Source organism: Streptomyces sp. NPDC029466 (assembly GCF_055574515.1).
In genome coordinates this window covers 23472-42748 of sequence record NZ_JBVHZH010000049.1, presented here as the reverse complement: position 1 = coordinate 42748, position 19277 = coordinate 23472, and the positions used below count along the sequence as shown (strand labels likewise).

The following is a 19277-nucleotide window of genomic DNA, read 5'->3' as shown; positions in this document are numbered from 1 at the left end:
ATGAAGAGCAGGACGGCGGCGGCGTCCGCATCCGGCGCCGCCCCGCTGTCTCGGCGGGCTCCCTGATCAGGCTCCCCGGGGACCGGCGGCAACGGCGGGAACGTGGGCGAGCGCCGCGCTCGAAATGCGGTACCGGCCGTTCGGCACCTCGGCCGTGGTGACATGGACGGTGAGCGGGCCCGCCCATTCGTAGCCGCGGTCGACGGCGTGCCCGGCGAGGACATCGGTCAGTTGCCGGCCCACCTCTCCACCGCGGGCGGCCAGTTCGTCGTGTACGTGCTGCGCGAGTTCGACGGTGTAATCATTGGGTACCAGGACTCGGCTCTGGCTGCACACGATCGCGTGGTCGTCGCATTCCTGCCGGAGGGCATCGAGCAACTGGACCGGGTCGGTGCGGAAGATCTTGGCCACCAGTGCGCTCTCGCAGTCCTCCACCACGCGCTCCCAACGCCTCAATATTCCCATGCGATTCACCTGCCCCGGAGCCCGGCGCCACATGCAGGCACGATGCGGGTTCGCGAGCACCGCGGCCGCGGCACCGTACGGGTCCGGCCGACCCAAAACCCCTGGCCTCCGCCGTACGGGACCGTCACAATGAGCGCGTGCCGATCATGACCTTCCGGGAGACCGAGACCCCGACCGCGCTTCAGACACAGGTGTCGGAGCTCCGGGACGAGGCGTGGCCGCCCGACTCCGCGTCGGCGCCCGGCACGTTCGCCCATGACCCGGCCCTGCGGCCGGTGTCGATGCTGCTCGTCGACGGTGCCACGGTGCTCGCCGCGCTGGACATCCTCTCCAAAGAGATCGTCCACGCCGGACAGCGGTACCGGGCCGCCGGGCTGAGCACGGTCGTGACCCGTGGCACCGCCCGCGGAAAGGGCCACGGCCGCCGTCTGGTGGTAGCCGCTCATGACGCGATGGCCGCCATGGACCTGGATATCGGCCTGTTCACCTGTGACCGGCCGCTGCAGCCGTTCTACGAGAGCGCGGGCTGGCAGTGGCTGCCCGGCGCGGTGCTCATCGGCGGTACGCCCCAGGCCCCGTTCCCCAGCGACCGGCCCGGCTTCGACAAGGTCACCATGGCCGACTTCTTCTCGCCGCTGGGCCGGGACCACCGTTCCTCGTTCCCGCACTCCCGGATCGAGTTGTACCCGGGCGAGATCGACAGGCTCTGGTGACGACGGCTGCCCCGGGGCGGCCGATGGCGTGCAAAACGGCTGGAACAAGGCCAAGTGCCGCATCAGCGGAGCGAAGGGGCGATGATGGGGGCAGCGGATGTGCGCGTCGGCCCGGCCCGGTGACGATCCGACCGTCCGGCCGGCCCCTGCGGAGGATCGATGATCAGTTACGGGGAGTCCCGCGAGGTGACCGATGGAGCTGCGGACGCCCGCCCGCGGCCTCCCCGTACTACCCCGCGGCCCGGCTGCCCCTTCTGCCTCATCGTGTGCGGCCGGGCGCCGGCCACGGTACTGCGCGCTTGGCCGGACGCCCTCGCCATCCGGCCCCGCCATGGCGGTGTCACCGCCGGGCATGTGCTGGTCATCCCCCGGGTGCATGTCGCCGATGTCGCCGAGGACCCGGTGGTGTCCGCGGCCACCATGCTGCGGGCCGCCGAACTCGCGGCGGAGGCCGGGGACTGCAATGTGATCACCTCACGCGGCCCCGCGGCCACCCAGACCGTCCGCCATCTCCATCTCCACCTCGTCCCGCGTGCCGAGGGCGACGGTCTGCTGCTGCCGTGGACCGCCGCCCGGTCCGCGGAGAGGTGAACCGCACCGCCCTGGGCGGACCGCCCGCGGCGGTCAGGCGAGGAAGAGGACCGTCATCGTGTCGATGGCGACCAGCACGCCGTAGGAGAGCAGCATCGTCCGGGACAGCGCCACCGCCCGCCAGGGCACCGGGCCGCCGTGCTGCTCGGCGTCCATGCTGAACGGCGGCACCGACGGGCTCACCCGCCCGGCGACGTTCTCGTAGAGGCTGCGGAACCTCCGTTCCTGGCGGAGGTAGTAGCTGTCGAGCAGCCAGAATCCCGTCGCCAGTCCCACGGCGACCGCGGCCGTTTTCCAGCTCGGCCCGCGGGTGGCGACCGCGATGAAGGCGCCGCTGACGGTCATGGCCCAACTCTTGACGAGGAACGAGGTGTTGGCGTGCCGGGCGATCACCGCCTGGAGGAACTCCAGATGCTTCACCTCCTCCGGGCCGAGGGCCGGCTGGGCGGTCATGATGCCGAGCCTTCGTCCCCGGACTGCCGGTTGTCCGGGCCGGCGTCGCGGGGCTCGGCCATGGGATCACCGGCAGCCTGCTCTTCCCCCGGCGGCTGATCGCGATCGGGTGCCTGGCCGGGGGCGGCGGGCTCCTCAGGTGCCCGAACCCCCTCCTCCGGCGCCCGGCCCTCCGGCGCCCGGTCCTCCTCGGGCCGGTCCTCCTCGGATGCCCGGACGTCCTCCGCTGCCGCCGGGGCCCCCTCGGGTGCCTGATCCTCTTCGTCCTCGTCGGAGCGCGTCGACCCTGCGTGCTCCCCCGGCTGCTGCGGCGAGGCACGGAACTGTGCGTTCAGATCACCGGCGATGCCGTTGAGGCGGTCTTCGAGCTGATCGGGGCCGTAGCGTACGAGGACCGTGTAGACGTGATCGAGGAGTTCGAGGCGGGCCCGGGGCGGTGTGGGGTGGGCGGGTGCCCGGTCTCCGGTGGGCAGGCGGGCGCCGTTGCGTGCGGCGGCGGGGTAGGGCCAGGCGGGTGCGGTCAGCGGCAGGTCGTAGCTGCCGGCCACGCCGGTGCGGGCGCGCTCCTCGACGATGCGGATGCAGGCCTCGTCGAGCGTACGGTGCGCCTCGCTCGCCGCCGCCTCGACCGTGGACCGCAGCCGCCACCAGGTCTCGGTGTGCGCCACCAGACTCCGCCGCGCCGCGCCCAGCAGCCTTCTGCCCTGCTGCTCCGCGTCGGTGACGTCCCGCCGGGCCTCCCGGTCACTGTCGGCGCAGGGGTTGTGGGCGAGCACCTTGACCACGATCGCGGCGGTGCTGAGCACCAGGGTGAGGATGACGACGGCGCTCTGGTCCGGTGCCAGATCCACATGCTCACGCACCGCACCGGCCGCGCGCATCCGCGCCCATATACCGACCATGGTGAGGATGGCCAGGGTGAAGAGCACCGGTCCGGCCGCGTTGGGCCAGGGCAGTTCGCCGGCCTTGCGCCGTTCCGTACGCGGGCTCCTGGGCCAGAGTGCTTCGCGCAGCGCCGCGACCGGACCGCGGCGCGTCCGCTCCAGCGTGCGGGCGGTACGGGTACGCCGCCGGAAGACGGACTCGGCCAGGAGACTGCCCGCGGCGAGCAGACAGACGGCGACGCCGAAGCCGGGCAAGTAGGCGAGGTAGTAGCCGACTTCGGTCTCGCCCAGTCCGAAGAACCGCTGCATCAGGGTGCCGATGAACATCGTGTCGAAGGCCACGCAGGCGACCAGGGTGGGCCACAGCAGCCGCCGCCAGAGCACCGGCCGGCGGCGCAGGCTCTCCGGTCCGTCCTCGGCATGGCGGGCGCGCAGTTCGCCGACGCGCTCCTGGGCCTGCTGGGACGACCGGGCGACGACGAACCGCTCGGCCGCTTCGAGGGTCGTCCTGGCTTGCTGGAAGGTGTCGGCGACCGCGGTGGCCGCGGTGCCGAGTCCCGGCTGCGCCGCGGTCAGCGCGGTGTTGGCGTCGGTGAAGGCCCGCATGAGGGCGGCCTGTTCCCGGCTGTCGGTCTGGTCCACGGGCCGGGCGGACGGCCGCTTCCTGAGGTCCGGTCCGAGGAAGGCGGGGTCGCTTCCGGGGCAGTCGACCGCCGACTGATAGCGGGCGGCAGGCCCCGCCCGGTTCTTTCCGTTGGTGGTGTTCATCGCTGCCCGCCGCCCTCACTTCCTGGTGATTTCGATGTCGACGCGCCGGTCGCACTGAAGCTTGTCCTCGGCGGTCATCCGGCCGCCCGCGGTGTGGTCCGGTTTGGCGCAGCCCGTGGGCAGGCCGCGTCCGTGTGCGGTCACCCGCTTCACCCCGAGTCCGGTCAGCACGTCCTTCACCGCGTCCGCGCGTGCCTGCGACAGCCGGTGGTTGTTGTCCGGCCGGCCGCGCGGGTCGACATAGCCGGAGACGACGACCCTGCTGCCGGGGGTGGTACGGGCGCTGACCGCGACATCGTTGAGCAGCGGCAGGGCCTGCGGGCGGACGGTGGACGAGTTGGTGTCGAAGAGCGCCGCGCCCGGGAGTGCGTAGGTCTGCGGGCGGTCCTGCGCGTAGTGGACGGCCGGGTCCTGGGGTGACTTCTTCCCCGGCCGGCGCCCCTCGGCCGTGCCGATGGCGGTCGGGGCGAGGGTGCAGGAGGTGCCGTGCGCGGCCTTGCGGCCGGCGCCGCACAGTGCGCGCCACAGGTTGCTCAGCCAGGTCCGCTGGGCCGCGGTGGGCGCGGGTTGGCCGGTGGCCGGCTGGCCCAGCCCGGCGAGGGTGAGATGCACTCCGGTCAGGGCGGGTGTCTCGTCCCGGGCGGCGCAGACCCGGGTGATGGCCTTGATCTCGCTGCTGTCCCGGAACGCCGCCGCGCGCAGATCGGCGCAGCCCGTGGTGGACAGCCCGTCGGTCAGGACGAGCAGGCCGCGGCTGCCGGACGCGCCGTCCAGCGAGGACGCTCCGGCCGTGAGGGCCGCGAGGACGTTGCTGCCACCGCTGCGGGGCTCGGCGCGCTCGGCCTTGCCGACCAGCCCGGTCAGGCAGCTGACCGCTTGTTGTTTCCGCGTCTTCTGGTTGATCTCGTTGTGGTTGTCCTTGACCCAGTCGGCCGAGCGGTCCTTGGCGATCCAGCTGATCTGTGCCGAGTCGCCGCTGAAGCTGCCGACCGAGACGGTGTCCTTGCGCTCGACCACCGAGGTGAGCAGGGCGCCGATGCTGTGCGCGTAGTCGCGCCCGGCGCCCGGACCGCGTACGGAGGAGGAGGCGTCGACGAGGACGACCGTACGGCCGGCGGAGTCGGCGGGCTGCTTCATCCAGGCGCAGGGGTCCAGGCGGGGCTCCTCGCCGCAGGCGCCGAGGAGGCCGGCCATCAGCGCCGCTCCCAGGGCGCCGGCGATCGTGGCCGTGCCCCGACGGCGTCCGGGTGCCCGGACCGCGCCGCTGACTGTGGTGTTCACGGCGCCAGCTCCCCGACCTCGCCCACGGTGTCCACCCAGGAGAAGGGGTTGAGCCCCATCTGTCGGCAGAATTCGCTCAGGGCCTTGTCGTAGGCGTTGGCGTACTCGAACAGGCCCACCTGCTCGTGGTGCTTGGTCGCCGCCGTGAGGACGTCGGCGAGCGCCTCGGCGCCGTTGCGGCGGGTGTTCTTGAGCGCCTGCATGACCTTGAAGAAGTCCTCGTCGGCGAGGGCCGCGGCGAAGGGCACCAGGAGCCGCCGCTCGGCCGCGCCGAGGGTGCCGAGGAGCTCCAGTTCGCTCATCACCTGGAGCCAGCGCTCGGTCAGCACCTGCACCTGGTCCGCCTTGAGCTTGCCGAGGCGGTGCTCCTTCGCCATCCGTACTTCGGCGAGGTGGAAGGGCAGCACATGTTCGCGCAGCGCCGGGTCCATCCGCATCCGCACCGAGGGGCGGCAGCGGATGAGGCCCTTCTCGTCGTGGTAGCACCAGCCGCCGCGCAGTTCCTTGTTGACGGCCTTCTCCGCGGCCACCGGATCGCCGGGGTCGCAGACGCGGGCGACGGACCAGGCGCGTCGCAGCAGCTTGCCGCGGGCCGCCTCCTCGTGGAGCGCCGCGCGCTCCCGCAGGACGTCGAGCGTCATCTCCTGGCTGCTCCAGCGGAAGTGCGGGACGAGTTCAAAGGCGAACACGTCGCCGTCGGCCGCCACCGACAGCGTCTCCTCGACCGGCGGCAGCTCCACGGCCACCTCGCCCCGGGCCGCCTGCCCGAGCGCCGGGGTGTCCGGGCTCTCCGGGTCGTCGGCGGACTCCGGGGCGCCGACGGGCCCGGTCTCGTCCTTGCGCGTCACCCGGCGCCACCAGTTGCGCAGCCTGGTGCGGAGTCCTTTGCGCTCTGTCATGGTCTGTCTCCTCTTCGTACGGGGTGTCGTCGCTGCGTACGGGGGTGTCGTCAGGACGCGGAGCGGGAAGCGGTCCCGGCCTCCGGGGGCTGGTCTCGGAGCTGGCGGATGGTGCGCGAGTCCGGGTGCCGGCCGGCCCACATGCCGAGGTAGAACGCGGCACGGAGGGAGAGCGGCCGGGCCCAGATGCGCGGGACGAGGACCTCCAGGAACGCGGCCAGCTCTTTGTCCGCGTCCCCTGCCAGCAGCCAGCGCCGCAGCAGGTCCCAGGCGCGCGTCGAGCTGTCCTGTCCCATCAGGGCGTGCCGCCACAGACGGACCAGGGCATCGGCCCGGTCCGGGTCGGTCATCGCGGCATCGGCCAGGACGGGGCGGTCGCGCCGGTCCGGTCCCGCGCCGTAGCGGCTGAGGATCAGCAGGGTGCGGATCGCGTGCTTGGCCAGATGGTCGTTGTCCGAGGCGAGCCAGCGGTCCAGGGCGTCGGCGGTCTGGCCCGGTGCGCCGGCGAGGTAGAGCCAGGACATCGAGAAGGCCACCGAGCTGCTGAACGCCAGCTCCGGCCGGGTGCCCAGTTCGCGCAGCGCCCAGAGGGTGTCCGGGACGTCCTGGGCGCCGACCAGGGTTCCGTAGGCCCGTGCCGCGCTGTCCTGGTACTCCCACCGGGGGCTGCTCAGCCAGCTGCGGATCTGGGCCCGCACCCGGCCCACCATCCGGGGGTCGTGGGCGGCCATCTCCAGGGCGAGCGCGGCGGACTGCCGGTAGGCCGTGGACTTCCGGGCCCAGTGCCGTATCAAGTCCCGGTAGACGCTGTCGAAGTCATGGCTGAGCAGAATCCCGGCGATGTGCGCCGCCCGTACCCGTATCCGCTCCAGCGGCCCGGCGACCAGCGCGGTCAGCCATTCGCGCATGGGGTCGCGCAGACTGTCGTAGTCGTGCCAGACGACCTCGATGACGGCGTGCATCAGCTCTTCGTCCACCAGCCGGGCGCACCGGGGGTTGTCGTCGGTGCGCCCGCCGGACATCGCGTCCCCGGAGGCGCGCATCTCCTGCGGTATCAGCTGGTCCAGTTCCCGCTCGAAGACATGGTTGGTGGGGGCCGGTTCACGGGTCTCGTAGCGCGGCAGCACGGTCGCGCTCAGGACCTCGCCGGCCTCGAAGACATCGGAGAGCGGGAGGCCGTGGAAGAACGCGTAGGCGATCCGGAACGCCTGGCGGTGCGGGTCCAGCACCGGCCCGTGCGAGGTCTCGGCGGGGACCTGGAGCAGCTGTTTCGCGAGTCGGCGCAGCCGGTCGCGCCACTGGCCGATGACATCGCTGAGGCTGGTGTCCTCGGAGTGGATGCTCTGTGCCAGGACCTCGGCGAACTCCACCACGCTGCGTACGGACGGAGCCCCGTCGAGGGTGCGCTGCACCTGCTGGGACTCCAGCATCCGGGCGGTGAACGCCGTGGTGTGTTCGGCGGTGCAGTCCGGCTCGGGGCACACACCGGGGTGCCCGGCGAGCAGGCGGCGCAGATGTACGGCGAGGACCTGGCCGGGGGCCGGGCGCCGGTGCTCGAAGGCGTGCGGCCGCAGCCGGTCGGGGTCCACCCGGCCCAGCTCACCGAGGATGACGAGGAAGGCGCGGTGTTTGCGGGCGAGATGGCCGAGGGTCTCCAGTGTCGACAGCTTCAGCGGCTGGTCGTCCAGGTCCACCACGAAGCCGCCGGGGGTGAGCAGGTCGTCGGCGCGTTGGCACAGCGCCTGGAGGATGCCCGGGGCCTCACTGTGCAGGATCTTGATGCGGTCGTCGGGGCAGCAGCCGGCGAGCAGGGTCAGTGCCGTGGACTGCCGGCCGCTGCCCGGCTGCCCGGCGAGCACCAGGACGTGCTGTGCGGCGAGCCGGGCGGCCATCTGGGGCTGCTGCTCGACGTCCTGGTGGGAGTCCAGGTGCTGGGCGACCGTCAGCGAGGTGACGCTCAGTACCTGGATCTCGATGCCGTTGTCGCCGCCGATGGTCAGCTGCTCGGCGTAGAAGGCGGAGCCGCTGCCGTTGGCGACCGCGCTGCGCTTGAGCTTGTTCAGGGCGTTCTGCTGGCGGGCCTGCTGGTAGCGGGTGAAGTCGCCGCCGTCGCCGGCTTCCCGGCGGGCAGCGGACCGGGCGGTGTCCTGGGCCGATGGCCGGCCGTCGCTGTTCCGGGGTGCGGCGAGGTCGTCCGGGGCGCTCGCACCGGTGGACTCGGCGCCGTCCGACGGTCCGCCCGGGCTCGGCTCCACGCCTTCGGGCGGCGCCGGTTCCTCCGCGGCGGCAGCGGGCTCCTCGACGGGCGCGTCCGCCGCCGCGCTCTCCGGCCCGGCCGGTTCGGTCTCGCTCACTGTCGGCCTCCGCTCTGTGCGTTGCGGTCCTCGTTCACGATGGCGTTGCCGTTCCCGTTGTTGACCACGGCGCAGCCGGTGTAGGTGGAGTGCGAGCCGGCCTGCGCGGCGCCGCTCGCGGGAGGTACCGGCTGCGGGTCCGGCTGCGGCTCGGGCCTGCGCACCGGTACGTGGCTGCGCAGCACCTCCGTGATGACGGGGAGATCAAGATGCGCGTACGGCACCCGCAGCTGCATGAACTGACGTTCCGTCAGCTCGGCGATATCGGCGGGCAGTTGCTCCTTCGTCGGGAGCTGGGCCGAGTCGATCAGCACGGGGATGACAGTCTTGCGCCAGGTGAGGGCGCGCTGGATCTCGTCGTGGACGTAGTCGCCCGGTACGTCGATCCGGCGCCGGCCGTCGGTGTCGCACAGCGAGAGCCAGTTCGGGCCGATCAGCACGAGGAGAACCCCACAGCTTTCGAGGTGGTGCCACAGAACGGGCGGAAAGTGCACGCCAGGCTGCGCGGTGCGGCGGTCCCGGAAGACGTTCTCCGGCCCGAATACCTTTTTCAATTGCTCATCGAGCAGGACAGCCGCTTGGCCGCCGTCGTTGGTCCGGTAGTTGATGAATACTCCGGCCATGATTGTTCTGCCTTTCCTTATGCGGACAGCGGTGGATTGCGGCAGCCGGGTGCTGTGTTGGTTACTCGGGCTGTCGCGGGCACAGGGGGATGAAGCCGAGATTCACAGGGGTTTCAGGCGTGGTCAACGCGTTGCCCCCGGCCTTTTGGCCGGGCAACGGAACACCGCGGATGCGGCGGGAGTGCGGTTCTTCGGGCGGCCTTCTGCGTGGTGCGGGCCGATGGGTGAGAAGTCAGGCCGGAGTTCCCGGACCGGTCCGGTGGGTGTGCAGTCCGATCGCGAGGTGCGGAAGGGTCCGACGGACGGTGGGATTCTTTGGCCAACGATTCAGTGCGCGGCTCAGCCGCAGAAGGTCGGCGCGGATGGTGGCCGAGTCGATCAGGGCGACATGAGAGGCGACCAATTCCGCGATCGCACAGGCCTGCTCGATTTCCCCGACGTTCGCCAGTGCAAGCGCCAGCCGGGCGCCATATCGGGCTCTGGCACGGCGGGATTCCGGCGGAATGGCCTCCAGACCGTCGCCGAGCAAAGTAACGGCCTCCGCCGGGGAACCGAGGTCGTGCATGCACCAGCCGGCGACGAAGGCCGTCAGATCCGGCAGATGGATGCTGCCGAGGACCGGGTCCGTGCCGTCCGGCGGCACCGCACCGGCCGTCAGCTCCGCGCCGCGGTCGAGCGCCCGTCGGCAGGCGTCACGGTCCCCCACCAGCGCATGCCCCTGCGCCTCGCGCTGCGCCGCGAGTCCGCGGATGCGTACGCTGCGGGCCTGCTGCGCCGCCCGTCGCGCCAGCTGGACGGTGGCCACCGAATCGCCGGAGTACAGGGCCAGTTCCGCGCGCCGGATCAGGGCGTAGGCGGCCAGTTCGTCGTCACCGCCGTCCGCGGCCAGCTGGACCGCCTGTTCGGTCCACCACAGCGAGGCCGCGTCGCTGCCTGCCTCCTGCGCCATCCAGCCGGTGTACTCGGCGAACCGGGAGGCGAGCCGGAGCACCACATCGCGGTGCGCGGGCTGCGCCTGGTGCGCCATGCCCCGCAGCGCGCTGGTGGCCGCGATACAGAGCTGGGCGACCACCGACGGCCCGAAGAGCTGTCCCAGCCGGCGGAACTCGTCGAAGACATTGCGGAAGTACGGCAATGCCGAATTCGTCTCCCCGCTTTCGAGGAGAGGCGGTGCGAGAGACCAACTCACAAGGGTGGCGGGCATGGACCCGCCGCCGGACGACGCGGGATCAAATGCCACGAAGTCGCTCTCACCGCCGGCCCGCATACGTAATGTCCAGGGCGTACCGATCTCCGCCTCGGTCATCGGCGTCGCGGGGGTACTGCGCTCGGGTGCGGAAATCAGGCTGCTGAGTTGTCCGCCGGCGTGGAGAGCGCTGTCACATAACTGCGCAAGATCGTGACTGGGCGCCTTCACACCGCGCTCGATCTTGCTCAAGTGGCCTTTGGAAAAACAGATCAGGCTCGCCAGTCCTCCCAGCGACAGCCCCGCTTCAATCCTTCGCCGGCGTAACTCCGCCCCGAACCGCACAGGAATCCGCTGCACCCCGCTCGCCCCCCTCGTCGTTCGCGACCGGTGAGGGGAGTGTGCCACGCCTCACACCAACTCTCACATCCCCTTCACGAATTGCTTGCTATCGGTTTCATCACGCTCCGCTTCTGGCGAGGTAAATCGCCTTCCCCGCAGGAAGGACCCCTTGCGCAACGGTCACATCAAGGCTGCGGCCCGTTCCGCAACGCCGAATTCCCGCCCGGCGAGCCGCCCGCCGCACTCCGGGCCGGGACGAACGGACCAGTCGGCGTCGGGCTGCGTCCCGCCCACCGGACCGCGCACCGCGCGGGCCGGTGCGCGTCCTAGCTGATGAGGTCCTGCGTGCGCAGATAACCGGCGGGCCGCTCGTGTTCGCCGAACCAGCGGTGTGCGGCGCGGGAGCGGGCCGCTTCGATCAGCGCGCCACCGTAGTGACGGATGACGAAGACCGGCAGGCCGATGCGGTAGCGCCGGTCGGATACGCCCGCCACGCCGGACTGCTCCTCGATGAACAGCGGAGCCAGCGCCGGATCCTGCGGTTTCCGCACACCCCCGGCGGGGCACAGCTCAAGGCTCACCAGCCGGTGCCCCGAGCCGTCCGGTCCCTGAGGGCACCAGAACAGGCCCACGGCATCCAGGGAGTCCCACGGAATGACCACATACGCCTTCTTGTTGCGCCACCACCACACACCGGTCGTGTCGAACGCCAGGCAGGCATCACGGTCGCCCCACACGGCCCACGCCATGAACACCGCGGCCGTGCCGAAGACCAGGAACCAGATCACCGCGAACACCCAGGTGCCGACGCCGTATCCGTAGACCACGCAGGAGACCGGCAGTGACAGTCCGAGGGCGAGAGCGGCGACCGCACCGGGCATGGTCCGGCGCATCCGCTGCCTGCCGAAGCGGAACATGATGGCGTCAGGGGCTGGGGTACGTCCGGAGAGCATGCAGGCAGCTTACGAAGCGTCGGTGCCCCACGGGACAGCGGCCCCGAGTGCCCTGACCGGGCCGGGAGTCCGGGGCCGCGACCGCCGTCGAAAACTCGTTTGTACGGCCGCCGACGAGCCGTCTAGTCTCACGGCTCATCGACGTGTAGCTCAGCAGTAGAGCACCGGGCTTGAGACCCGGAGGGCGCGGGGGCGGAACCCGCCACGTCGGCTATGAACGACGACGCTGAGCAGCAGCCCCTCACCCGCGTCCCGTCCTATGCACGGGACCAGTTGGCGAAGGCCTTCGTCACGGCGCTGACCCACGAGGACACCGAGACCCGCCATCGTGCGGAGGAGCGCGCCCGCCGCTGGCGCGCAGTCTTGGACGGCGTGGCCGATGGCTCGTTGACGGTGGGTTCGCGCACCCCGGTAGCCGGCCTTCCGGCCTGGGTGACCCCCGAGGTCGTCCGGGGTGGCTTCGCGACCGGTGAGGCGAGCGCCGGCGGGCCGCTCCAGCCGTACGAGAAGGAGGCGGCGCGCCGGGCCGGCGTCAAGGCCGACCGCCGGGCGCTCTTCGCGCACGCGCTGACCGAGGCCGGGCTGGCCGACCTGTGCGCGCTGCTGGACACCGGGCGCTATGAGGTGTCGGTGCCCGAGGAGGCCGCGCTGCTCACCGTCGCCTGGCTGGTGCGCTCCGGGCAACTGGCCGAGGCGGTGGAGCTCGTCGAGGCGCTGGGGCCGTTCGCCCACCGGCTGCGGTTCACCCCCCGGCCGTCGGTCGCGTCCGCGCCGGACGCCTCCGCGGTGCACCGCCGCACGGTCGCCGATGCCGCCCGCACCCTGGCGCGGCGGCGGCCCCACGCGGCGGTCGAGACCCAGCGGGAAGCGCTCACGGTCTGGCAGCCGTTCGCCGATGACCTGCTGGTCCACTGGCTGGAGACGGCCGAGGGCGAGCGGGTCCTCGCGCGCACGCCGGATGAGGGCTGGTACGAGCGCGGGGCCGCCCTCCTGCGCCGATACCGACAGTTGGCAAGGGCCCACACACGCTGCGCGAAGCATCGCGACCCCAAGGAGAACCTGGGCATCCTGCGCGGCGCACTGGAGAAGACCGTCGCCGGGCGTCCGCTCGATGCCCGCCGGCTCGGTCTGCTGCGGCACGCCGTCGCGTCCATGGTGCGGCGTCGCGGGCTGCCCGGCTCCGACCGGCATCTGACCCTGCGCGCCCGGCAGGCGGCGCAGGGGGCGCTCCCCTCGCACCACGCCCTGGCGCAGCTGGTGCTGCGCCGGCTCGGCGATCTCCCCCAGGACGTGGGCGCGGCCGATGTCGAGGCGCTGGTCGCCCCGGTGACCGAGCCGGAGCACCGGGAGACCGGGCTGCCGGCCGGAGCCCCGGTTCCGGCGACGCTCCGCGGGGTCGTCGAGGCGACGCTGAGCGCTCCGCTCGGCACGCTCGTGGCGCGGGGCGTGGTGCCCTCGGCCGAGGTCCTGGCCGAGCTGGTGCCGCAGCTGGTCGCCGCCACTACTGCGCAGGCATATCCCGATGAGGCGCTGCGCACCCTGATGGCCGCGAACTACCGGGCGTTCCGTAACCGCCGTTCGCTGCTGCTGCTCCATCTGGAGCGGCAGGTGCGGATCGAGGAGCTGCCCTGGGTACGGGCGGTCTCCGGGCAGCGGGGCGACGAGGCGGCGCAGGAGGGTGCGCATACCGCGCTGCGAAAGCTGGGCGAGCTGGCCGTGCAGGGGTTCCCCGGCACGCTTCTCCCCAACCCCCTGGTCCGCGAACTCGGCGTGCTGGCCCGTCAGGCCGACCTCGGTGCTCCGATCGTCGAGGAGCTGGCGGCGGACATCTTCATGGGCACCTTCGCCCCGAAGTTCCTCACGGCCGCGCGGATCGCGGGCGACCTGCTGCGCGGCACACTGTACGAGCGCTATTACGGGATCGACTACGCGGCGCTGCGCAACCTGGCGATCGCCGAGACGGCTGAGGCACTGACCCGCACCTACCGGCCGCGTACCTCCCCGCAGTTCGCGCGGCTGTGCGCCGCGCGGGCCGGGTCGTCCGGGCGGGGCTCGGTGGCGGCGAACGGCAAGGTGATCGAGCAGGCGCAGATCCTCACCACGCACAATCTGGCGACCCTGGTGCGCCAGGTGGGCATCGCCCCGGAGCCCGGCTGGGCGGATCTGGCCCAGCGCTGCTTCCGTACGGTCTGCCGGCTGACGGCCCGGGTGCACCACCACCCGCGGCCCTTGGCGACGATCAAGGACGCGGCGTACGCCTGGCGCCAGCTGATCTTCTTTCTTGCCCTGTGCACGCCCGCTGAGCAGACCCGGCTGCTCGCCTGGCTGGACGAGGAGACGGCCCGTCACCCGGCACATGTCGCCGCCCGGCTCGCCCCCGCCCTGGCAGGGCTGCGCCTGGTGGCGGACGGCGGAAGCTTCACCGCGGACGGGACGGCGCTCGGCGGCCGGGCCCGCCGTTTCCTCGGCTGGAGCACCGGAGAGCACTGGCTGCGCCGGCTTCCGACGACGAAGGGTCGGGCGACGGGCTGAGAGGCGGCTTGTCGGGTCGGAGACACCGGACCTCCCGCAGGCACGTCGGCCGGCCCCGCCCACTGCCCGAACTGAGGGAAATCCTCCAAAACGGCCCCCTCATTACTGTGACCGTCCAACTGATCATGAAATGGTGCGTGGTCGCAGACTTGCAGGGTGCGGTGCGTGCTCCGGTGCGGGCCGCCGCCTCCGCGACGACCCGAAGGACGTGCCTCATGAGCGAACGAGTCATCACCCCGCGCAGCCGCGGTTTCCTCTTCCTCGACTCCCATCCGGCCGGCTGCGCACGCCTGGTGCAGGAGATGTGGCAGGCCGTCCCCGCGCCCAGCGAGGTTCCGGACAACGCACCGGTGGCGCTCATCGTCGGCTCCTCGGCGGGCTACGGGCTGGCCGCGACGATCGCCGGCCTCGCCCGGGTGGGCATCCGCGGCATCAGCGTCTGTTTCGAGAAGGGCCCCACCGAACGGCGTACCGCCACGGCCGGCTGGTACCGCACCGCCGCCACCGCCGAACTCGCCCGCCAACACGGCCACGAGATGGTCTTCCTCAACGGCGACGCCTTCTCCGACGCCATGAAGGACCAGGTCGCGGAGCTGCTCCGGGAGCGTTTCGGCCGCCTGGACCATCTGATCTACTCGGTCGCCGCACCGCGCCGCACCGACCCGGACACCGGTGCCACCTACGCCTCCGCCCTCAAGCCCATCGGCGAGGCGTACCGCACCAAGACCCTCGCCTTCGACAGCGACGGGACGCCGGAGGTCAAGGAGGTGGAGACGGCGCCGGCCACGGAGGACGACATCGAGCAGACCGTCGCCGTGATGGGCGGCGCGGACTGGGAGCGGTGGATCGACCACCTCGCCGAGCGTGAGCTGCTCGCCGACGGATTCAGCACCGCCGCCCTGTCCTACATCGGCTCGCCGCTGACGGACGGGATCTACCGGCAGGGCACCATCGGCGCCGCGAAGTGCCACCTCGAAGCGACCGCCCGTACGCTCAACGAGCGCCTGGAGAAGCTGGTCGGCGGCCGCGCGGTGACCTCCGTGAACGGGGCCGCGGTCACCCAGTCCTCCACCGCCATCCCCGGGATCGCGCTCTACGTGGGCCTGCTGCGCGGTGTACTCGGCGATGCGATGGTGCCGCCGATCGCCCAGCTGACCAGTCTGTGGGACCAGCTCACCGATGCCCGGCCGCTCGATGTCGACGACGACGGCCGGGTCCGTCTCGACTCCTGGGAGCTCAACAGCGCGGTCCAGGCCGCCGTCACCGAACGGTGGGACACGGCCACCACCGAGAGCATCACCCGCCTCGCCGACCTCGACTGGTTCCACGCCGAGGTCCAGCGGCTCTACGGCTTCGCGGTACCGGGAATCGACTACTCGGTCCCGACCAACCCCCAGGTCCCCTGGCCGGACGCGGTCTCCTGACCCCGGAACCCCGGAAGGAATCCCCATCCCGACCGAACGCCCGAGAGTGGTGAAAAGCAAGGGCAGTGAGGGGACGTCACCGGGCGCGCTCGGACGATTCCTCTCCGCCGGTTAGTCACGCAACTCTGCGATTCGGCCGGGCTGTTGACGGTGTGATGGATTCGGCCGACCGCGACACAGCGCATTTAGATGCCGATTACACGTCAAGGAATGTGAACGATGACTGAGCGCCGCCCCATCACATTCCGACTGCGCCGAACATGACACCCGCACCGACCGGGCGCACGGAGAATTGCTTGGCAGACGGTTCGCTTTCAGGCCGTGGCACGTGAGTCACGGCCTGAGCGGCCACCGTCCGGGGCGCTCTGGCGGGAGATGACCGCCGTCACGGTTTTACCGGCCGGCTTGCTGTGGACCTCTACGGATGTCGCGAGGCGACACACCATCGACCATCCGAAGCCGCCGCCCTCTCCGGTGACGTCCGGCGTACGGGGGCGCGGAAGAACGGGGCTGGAGTCGCCCACGGCGATCACGACCGACTCCGGGTCGGCCGTCAGTCGCAAGGTGCAGAGCTTGCCGCCCGCATGACGTACCGCGTTGGTGACCAGTTCGGAGACGACCAGGATCACCGCGTCCCTGGCATCCCTTTCCAGGGAGGGTTCCAGGCGCTCCAGGAACGTGGCCGCAATGTGCCGGGCGGGACCGACAACTTCGGAATAGCAGTCCAGTTCAAGCTCCAGCACCGGCGACGCCGTGACCGTGCGCGGAGCCTCGGCGGTGCTCATGATAAAGCTCACCTCGTATCGCATCGACTTGCCTTCAGGCCGGAAAGCGTGCCCCCTTCCCGAAGTGTCAACCACACATTTCCGAGTTCGGACGAAAATGTTTACTCTTCGCAACCTCGGAATGATCGAACCCCGGCCCGCCCGAACCGACACGGGGCAAGCGGAGCGCCGCGGAACACCTCACCGGACCGGAAGTCGCGCGGTGAGCTCGGTGACCGCCACGGCCATCAGGTCTTCCCTACGATTCCGGCACCGGAAATGATCAGTGCGGCAGCATCAGAAGAAGGGGAACCACAGTTGTCAACCTCAAGACATTCGCGTGCCCGTATCCGCTGCCGCCAATCGGAAATCGTCCCCGGTTTGCCGCACGATCCGGTGGGTAAAAGCGACTGCGCTCCTTCCGCTGCACGACCCGCCGCGCGGCAGATCCCCTGACGGCCGACGACCCCGGACCCGCCTCCCCGCGCGAGGAGCACAGCCCCGGGCGCCTGCCCTGGCGCGAGCGCGGCTCATCCACGCGTTCCCGGCACAGCCGCGACCGACTCCGCCGTCCCGGCCTTATCCGTGCGCACCAAAAGCCGCAAAGACGCATAGACCACCACAGAGGCCAGGAACGGGACGTAGTACGCGAAATCCGCACCATGTGGTGCGGCCGCGACCGGGCCGACGAACAGGTTCAGACACGCCCCACCGCAGGCCCGAGCACCGGCCCGCCCGTCAGGGCCCCCTGGCACGGTACCGCCACCGTTGCCGTTGCCGTACGGGGGCCACACGGCGGCCATGCCCAGGTCGCAGGGGGGCCGCGCAGGCGGGTCACGGATAGGAGACCACCGTGGACGGCACCGTCGACGTGCCCGAGGTGGGAGCGCCGAGGCTGTTGATCACGTGCTCGTACTGGCCCTTGCCGCCCAGCGAGACCACCAGCAGATGGCGGAGCTGCACACCCGGTTTTCCGGGGGCCTGGAAGCCGTGGTCCTGCCGGATGGTGGGGTCCACGTTGTAGTAGCAGTAGCTGCCCAGGCCCCACCCTTCGTGGGTGGTCACACCATCAGCGATCTTGTACGCGGCGTACCCCTTGATGTCGCCGTTCTGAATCGCGGCCTGGTTGGGCGCGTCGTAGGCCTTCTCGTTCTGGAAGAAGACCGTCCGTCCCCGTTCGCCGTGCCACTCCACGTCGTACTTGTTGAAGTGCTCGACGAAGAGCCCCGTTACCAGGACGTCGTCCCCATTGACACGGACCCCGTAGTCGGCCCGGTTCGTCTCCCAGCCCACCCCGTCCCCGTGGTCGGCCCGCCAGACCCAGGTGTGGTCGATAACGGTGTGATTGCTGTTGATCACCATGCTGGTGGTCGCCTTGCCGGGGCCCGCCCCGCCGATCCGTATGAACACGTCCTGCACCGTGGTCGGATTGGCGGCGTGGTCGGCGGACGCGCCCTCGGGGCCGACCTCCAGCAGCGTGACGGAGTTGGCCGGACCGGCGTCGATCAGGAACCCGGCGAGCCGCACACCGTCGACATCGGCGACCTTCATGGCCGTCGCACCGTTGTCGGGAACGAGGGTCGGATACCCCAGCCCCAGAACCACGGTGTTCGCACGCCGTACCTCGACCGGCCGGTCGAGGTGGTAAATCCCGGGCGTGAGCAGCAGGTTGAGGCCCTGGGCCAGCGCCGCGTTGAGAGTTGCCGCGTCGGCACCGGGCTTGGCCACATAGAACCGGTCGAGCGGAAGGGACTCGCCCCTTGGTGTGCCACTCCCCCAGGTGGTGCCGCGGGCGTTGACGCGCTTCTCCGGGAGAAACACCTTGTAGTCGGCGCCGTCGAGATAGAGGAAGGGTTTCTCACGGGAGACCGGGGTGGTGTCGAGGGTGGTGTACGGCGGATCGGGGAAGCTCTGTGCCGGGGCTCCCTCGACGCCGGAGAACACCATGTTCCACACGGCGTTGTTCCAGCCGCCCACCACGCTGTCACGGGTGTACCACTGCTGCTGCGAGTAGGGGCTCACGGTGCCGTCGATGCGGCTGTCGGCGATATAGCCGCCGCTGGCCCAGCCGTAGCCGTCCGGCGCCAGATTCAGTCCGCCCTTGACATGCATCCGCCGGAACGGAGCCGCCTGTGCCACGGCCCAGCGGTTGGTGCCGCTGACCGGATGGAGCGTGAGGTTCTCCGCCGAGCGCCAGAAGTTCTGCGTCGCGTTGCCGTTGAACCAGCCGGCGTCGACGGTGACATCGCCGTGGAACGTCGTGTCAGCGGGCGACAGTCCGAGCCCCGCGATCGAGGTGTAGAAGCCGATCTGGGCGTTCAGCCCGCGGTATGTACCCGGTTTGAACAGGAGCGCGAAGCGCCCCTCACCGAACTGCGCCGACTCCTGCCGCTGGAAGATCTCGTCGAGGGTGCGCTGGATGTTGGGCGTGGCGGGGTCGAACACCAGCACATTCGGACCCAGGTCGCCGCCGCCCGGCAGCGCGGCCGCGGGCGCTGCGGGCGCCCGAGTGGGAAGGGCCGGCAGACTCGCGGCGGGCACGGCAGCCGCCATCGCGGCCAGGATGCTGCGGCGTGCGGGCCTCGGTGTACGGGGCGCCGGGTCGCCGGTGGGGGGTATGGGCATAGCGGCTCTCCTGATTCAGGAAGTGAACGATTGAAGTTCATGGGAGCGCTCTCTTGCCCGATGCATGTTCACCATGTGTGGAGGGCGCGTCAAGGGTTCTGGCGAAATCCAGCGGCGGGAACTGATCGATCGTCAACTTCTCGACGAGACGGAGCAGTTGAAGCCGAACCGGGCCACAAGACTCCCCCGGCCCGAAGGTTCACCTGTTGAGCCCGCCACCTCAGGCACTGAAGACGGGCGCCCGGCCGGCAAAGGTGACGGAGTCCCGCACTCCGCTCGCACCCGCACCCGCACCCGTACCCGCACCCGGACAAGGAAGGCGGCTGGGGCGCACCGACGTGCGAAGGGCAGTGCGCCGCAGCCTTTCCCCGCCATCGGGACGGGTTCTCCGCCGACGGTAGAGCGGCTCGCAGCACCGCG

15 protein-coding genes and 1 tRNA gene are annotated in these 19277 nt (G+C 71.0%); 5 read left to right on the top strand and 11 right to left on the bottom strand.

Annotated features, from left to right (window positions below; genetic code table 11):
* Positions 1-66 precede the first annotated feature (66 nt).
* Complete coding sequence (locus ACZ4XD_RS30605) at positions 67-465, bottom strand: DUF3662 domain-containing protein (protein WP_468047372.1); 399 nt, start codon at positions 463-465, stop codon at positions 67-69.
* A gap of 146 nt (positions 466-611) precedes the next feature.
* Between ACZ4XD_RS30605 and ACZ4XD_RS30600 the strand changes: the two genes are divergently transcribed.
* Positions 612-1178, top strand: coding sequence for a GNAT family N-acetyltransferase (locus tag ACZ4XD_RS30600; protein WP_468047411.1), 567 nt, complete (start codon positions 612-614; stop codon positions 1176-1178).
* Between the two features lie 186 nt (positions 1179-1364).
* The gene (locus ACZ4XD_RS30595) at positions 1365-1769 is read left to right on the top strand and encodes an HIT family protein (protein ID WP_468047370.1); all 405 of its coding nucleotides are present in this window, start codon (positions 1365-1367) and stop codon (positions 1767-1769) included.
* Between the two features lie 33 nt (positions 1770-1802).
* On the opposite strand, the gene ACZ4XD_RS30590 is transcribed toward ACZ4XD_RS30595, so the two are convergent.
* The 8 genes from ACZ4XD_RS30590 to ACZ4XD_RS30555 form a co-directional block, all read right to left on the bottom strand.
* Positions 1803-2222: a hypothetical protein gene (locus ACZ4XD_RS30590; RefSeq protein ID WP_468047368.1), complete on the bottom strand. Its 420-nt coding sequence runs from the start codon at positions 2220-2222 to the stop codon at positions 1803-1805.
* Positions 2219-3874, bottom strand: coding sequence for a hypothetical protein (locus ACZ4XD_RS30585; RefSeq protein WP_468047367.1), 1656 nt, complete (start codon positions 3872-3874; stop codon positions 2219-2221). Before ACZ4XD_RS30585 ends, ACZ4XD_RS30590 begins: the two co-directional genes overlap by 4 nt.
* Before the next feature lie 15 nt (positions 3875-3889).
* Positions 3890-5155, bottom strand: a complete 1266-nt coding sequence (locus tag ACZ4XD_RS30580) for an OmpA family protein (RefSeq protein WP_468047365.1) — start codon at positions 5153-5155, stop codon at positions 3890-3892.
* Positions 5152-6054 (bottom strand): hypothetical protein, encoded by a 903-nt coding sequence (locus ACZ4XD_RS30575; RefSeq protein WP_468047363.1) that lies wholly within the window; start codon positions 6052-6054, stop codon positions 5152-5154. The genes ACZ4XD_RS30580 and ACZ4XD_RS30575 overlap by 4 nt, the downstream gene beginning before the upstream one ends.
* Positions 6055-6104: 50 nt before the next feature.
* A complete protein-coding gene (locus ACZ4XD_RS30570; RefSeq protein WP_468047361.1) occupies positions 6105-8408 on the bottom strand; it encodes a hypothetical protein in 2304 nt (767 codons plus the stop codon).
* Positions 8405-9031 carry a toll/interleukin-1 receptor domain-containing protein gene (locus tag ACZ4XD_RS30565; RefSeq protein ID WP_468047359.1) on the bottom strand — a complete coding sequence of 209 codons (627 nt, stop codon included), beginning with the start codon at positions 9029-9031 and terminating at the stop codon, positions 8405-8407. The genes ACZ4XD_RS30570 and ACZ4XD_RS30565 overlap by 4 nt, the downstream gene beginning before the upstream one ends.
* Positions 9032-9263: 232 nt before the next feature.
* Positions 9264-10562 (bottom strand): helix-turn-helix domain-containing protein, encoded by a 1299-nt coding sequence (locus ACZ4XD_RS30560; RefSeq protein ID WP_468047409.1) that lies wholly within the window; start codon positions 10560-10562, stop codon positions 9264-9266.
* Positions 10563-10885: 323 nt separating this feature from the next.
* Complete coding sequence (locus ACZ4XD_RS30555) at positions 10886-11512, bottom strand: hypothetical protein (protein ID WP_468047357.1); 627 nt, start codon at positions 11510-11512, stop codon at positions 10886-10888.
* Between the two features lie 139 nt (positions 11513-11651).
* Between ACZ4XD_RS30555 and ACZ4XD_RS30550 the strand changes: the two genes are divergently transcribed.
* From ACZ4XD_RS30550 to fabV, 3 genes are all read left to right on the top strand, one after another.
* Positions 11652-11723 (top strand) — tRNA-Ser (locus ACZ4XD_RS30550).
* A 2-nt stretch (positions 11724-11725) separates the two neighbouring features.
* Positions 11726-14044, top strand: coding sequence for a hypothetical protein (locus ACZ4XD_RS30545; RefSeq protein WP_468047355.1), 2319 nt, complete (start codon positions 11726-11728; stop codon positions 14042-14044).
* A 215-nt stretch (positions 14045-14259) separates the two neighbouring features.
* Positions 14260-15468 (top strand): enoyl-[acyl-carrier-protein] reductase FabV, encoded by a 1209-nt coding sequence (gene fabV, locus ACZ4XD_RS30540; RefSeq protein ID WP_468047353.1) that lies wholly within the window; start codon positions 14260-14262, stop codon positions 15466-15468.
* Between the two features lie 314 nt (positions 15469-15782).
* Here fabV and ACZ4XD_RS30535 read toward each other — a convergent pair whose 3' ends face one another.
* Both ACZ4XD_RS30535 and ACZ4XD_RS30530 read right to left on the bottom strand, forming a co-directional pair.
* Positions 15783-16253 (bottom strand): ATP-binding protein, encoded by a 471-nt coding sequence (locus ACZ4XD_RS30535; protein ID WP_468047352.1) that lies wholly within the window; start codon positions 16251-16253, stop codon positions 15783-15785.
* 813 nt (positions 16254-17066) lie between these two features.
* Entirely contained in the window at positions 17067-18857 is a 1791-nt protein-coding gene (locus tag ACZ4XD_RS30530; RefSeq protein ID WP_468047350.1) for a coagulation factor 5/8 type domain-containing protein, read from the bottom strand.
* Positions 18858-19277: the final 420 nt, after the last annotated feature.

Bases quoted from the DNA above. Each gene is read 5' to 3' on its own strand.
- ACZ4XD_RS30535 (WP_468047352.1), bottom strand. From the start codon at position 16,253: ATGAGCACCGCCGAGGCTCCGCGCACGGTCACGGCGTCGCCGGTGCTG.
- fabV (WP_468047353.1), top strand. From the start codon at position 14,260: ATGAGCGAACGAGTCATCACCCCGCGCAGCCGCGGTTTCCTCTTCCTC.
- ACZ4XD_RS30600 (WP_468047411.1), top strand. From the start codon at position 612: ATGACCTTCCGGGAGACCGAGACCCCGACCGCGCTTCAGACACAGGTG.
- ACZ4XD_RS30585 (WP_468047367.1), bottom strand. From the start codon at position 3,874: ATGAACACCACCAACGGAAAGAACCGGGCGGGGCCTGCCGCCCGCTAT.
- ACZ4XD_RS30555 (WP_468047357.1), bottom strand. From the start codon at position 11,512: ATGCTCTCCGGACGTACCCCAGCCCCTGACGCCATCATGTTCCGCTTC.
- ACZ4XD_RS30590 (WP_468047368.1), bottom strand. From the start codon at position 2,222: ATGACCGCCCAGCCGGCCCTCGGCCCGGAGGAGGTGAAGCATCTGGAG.
- ACZ4XD_RS30575 (WP_468047363.1), bottom strand. From the start codon at position 6,054: ATGACAGAGCGCAAAGGACTCCGCACCAGGCTGCGCAACTGGTGGCGC.
- ACZ4XD_RS30565 (WP_468047359.1), bottom strand. From the start codon at position 9,031: ATGGCCGGAGTATTCATCAACTACCGGACCAACGACGGCGGCCAAGCG.
- ACZ4XD_RS30530 (WP_468047350.1), bottom strand. From the start codon at position 18,857: ATGCCCATACCCCCCACCGGCGACCCGGCGCCCCGTACACCGAGGCCC.
- ACZ4XD_RS30605 (WP_468047372.1), bottom strand. From the start codon at position 465: ATGGGAATATTGAGGCGTTGGGAGCGCGTGGTGGAGGACTGCGAGAGC.
- ACZ4XD_RS30545 (WP_468047355.1), top strand. From the start codon at position 11,726: ATGAACGACGACGCTGAGCAGCAGCCCCTCACCCGCGTCCCGTCCTAT.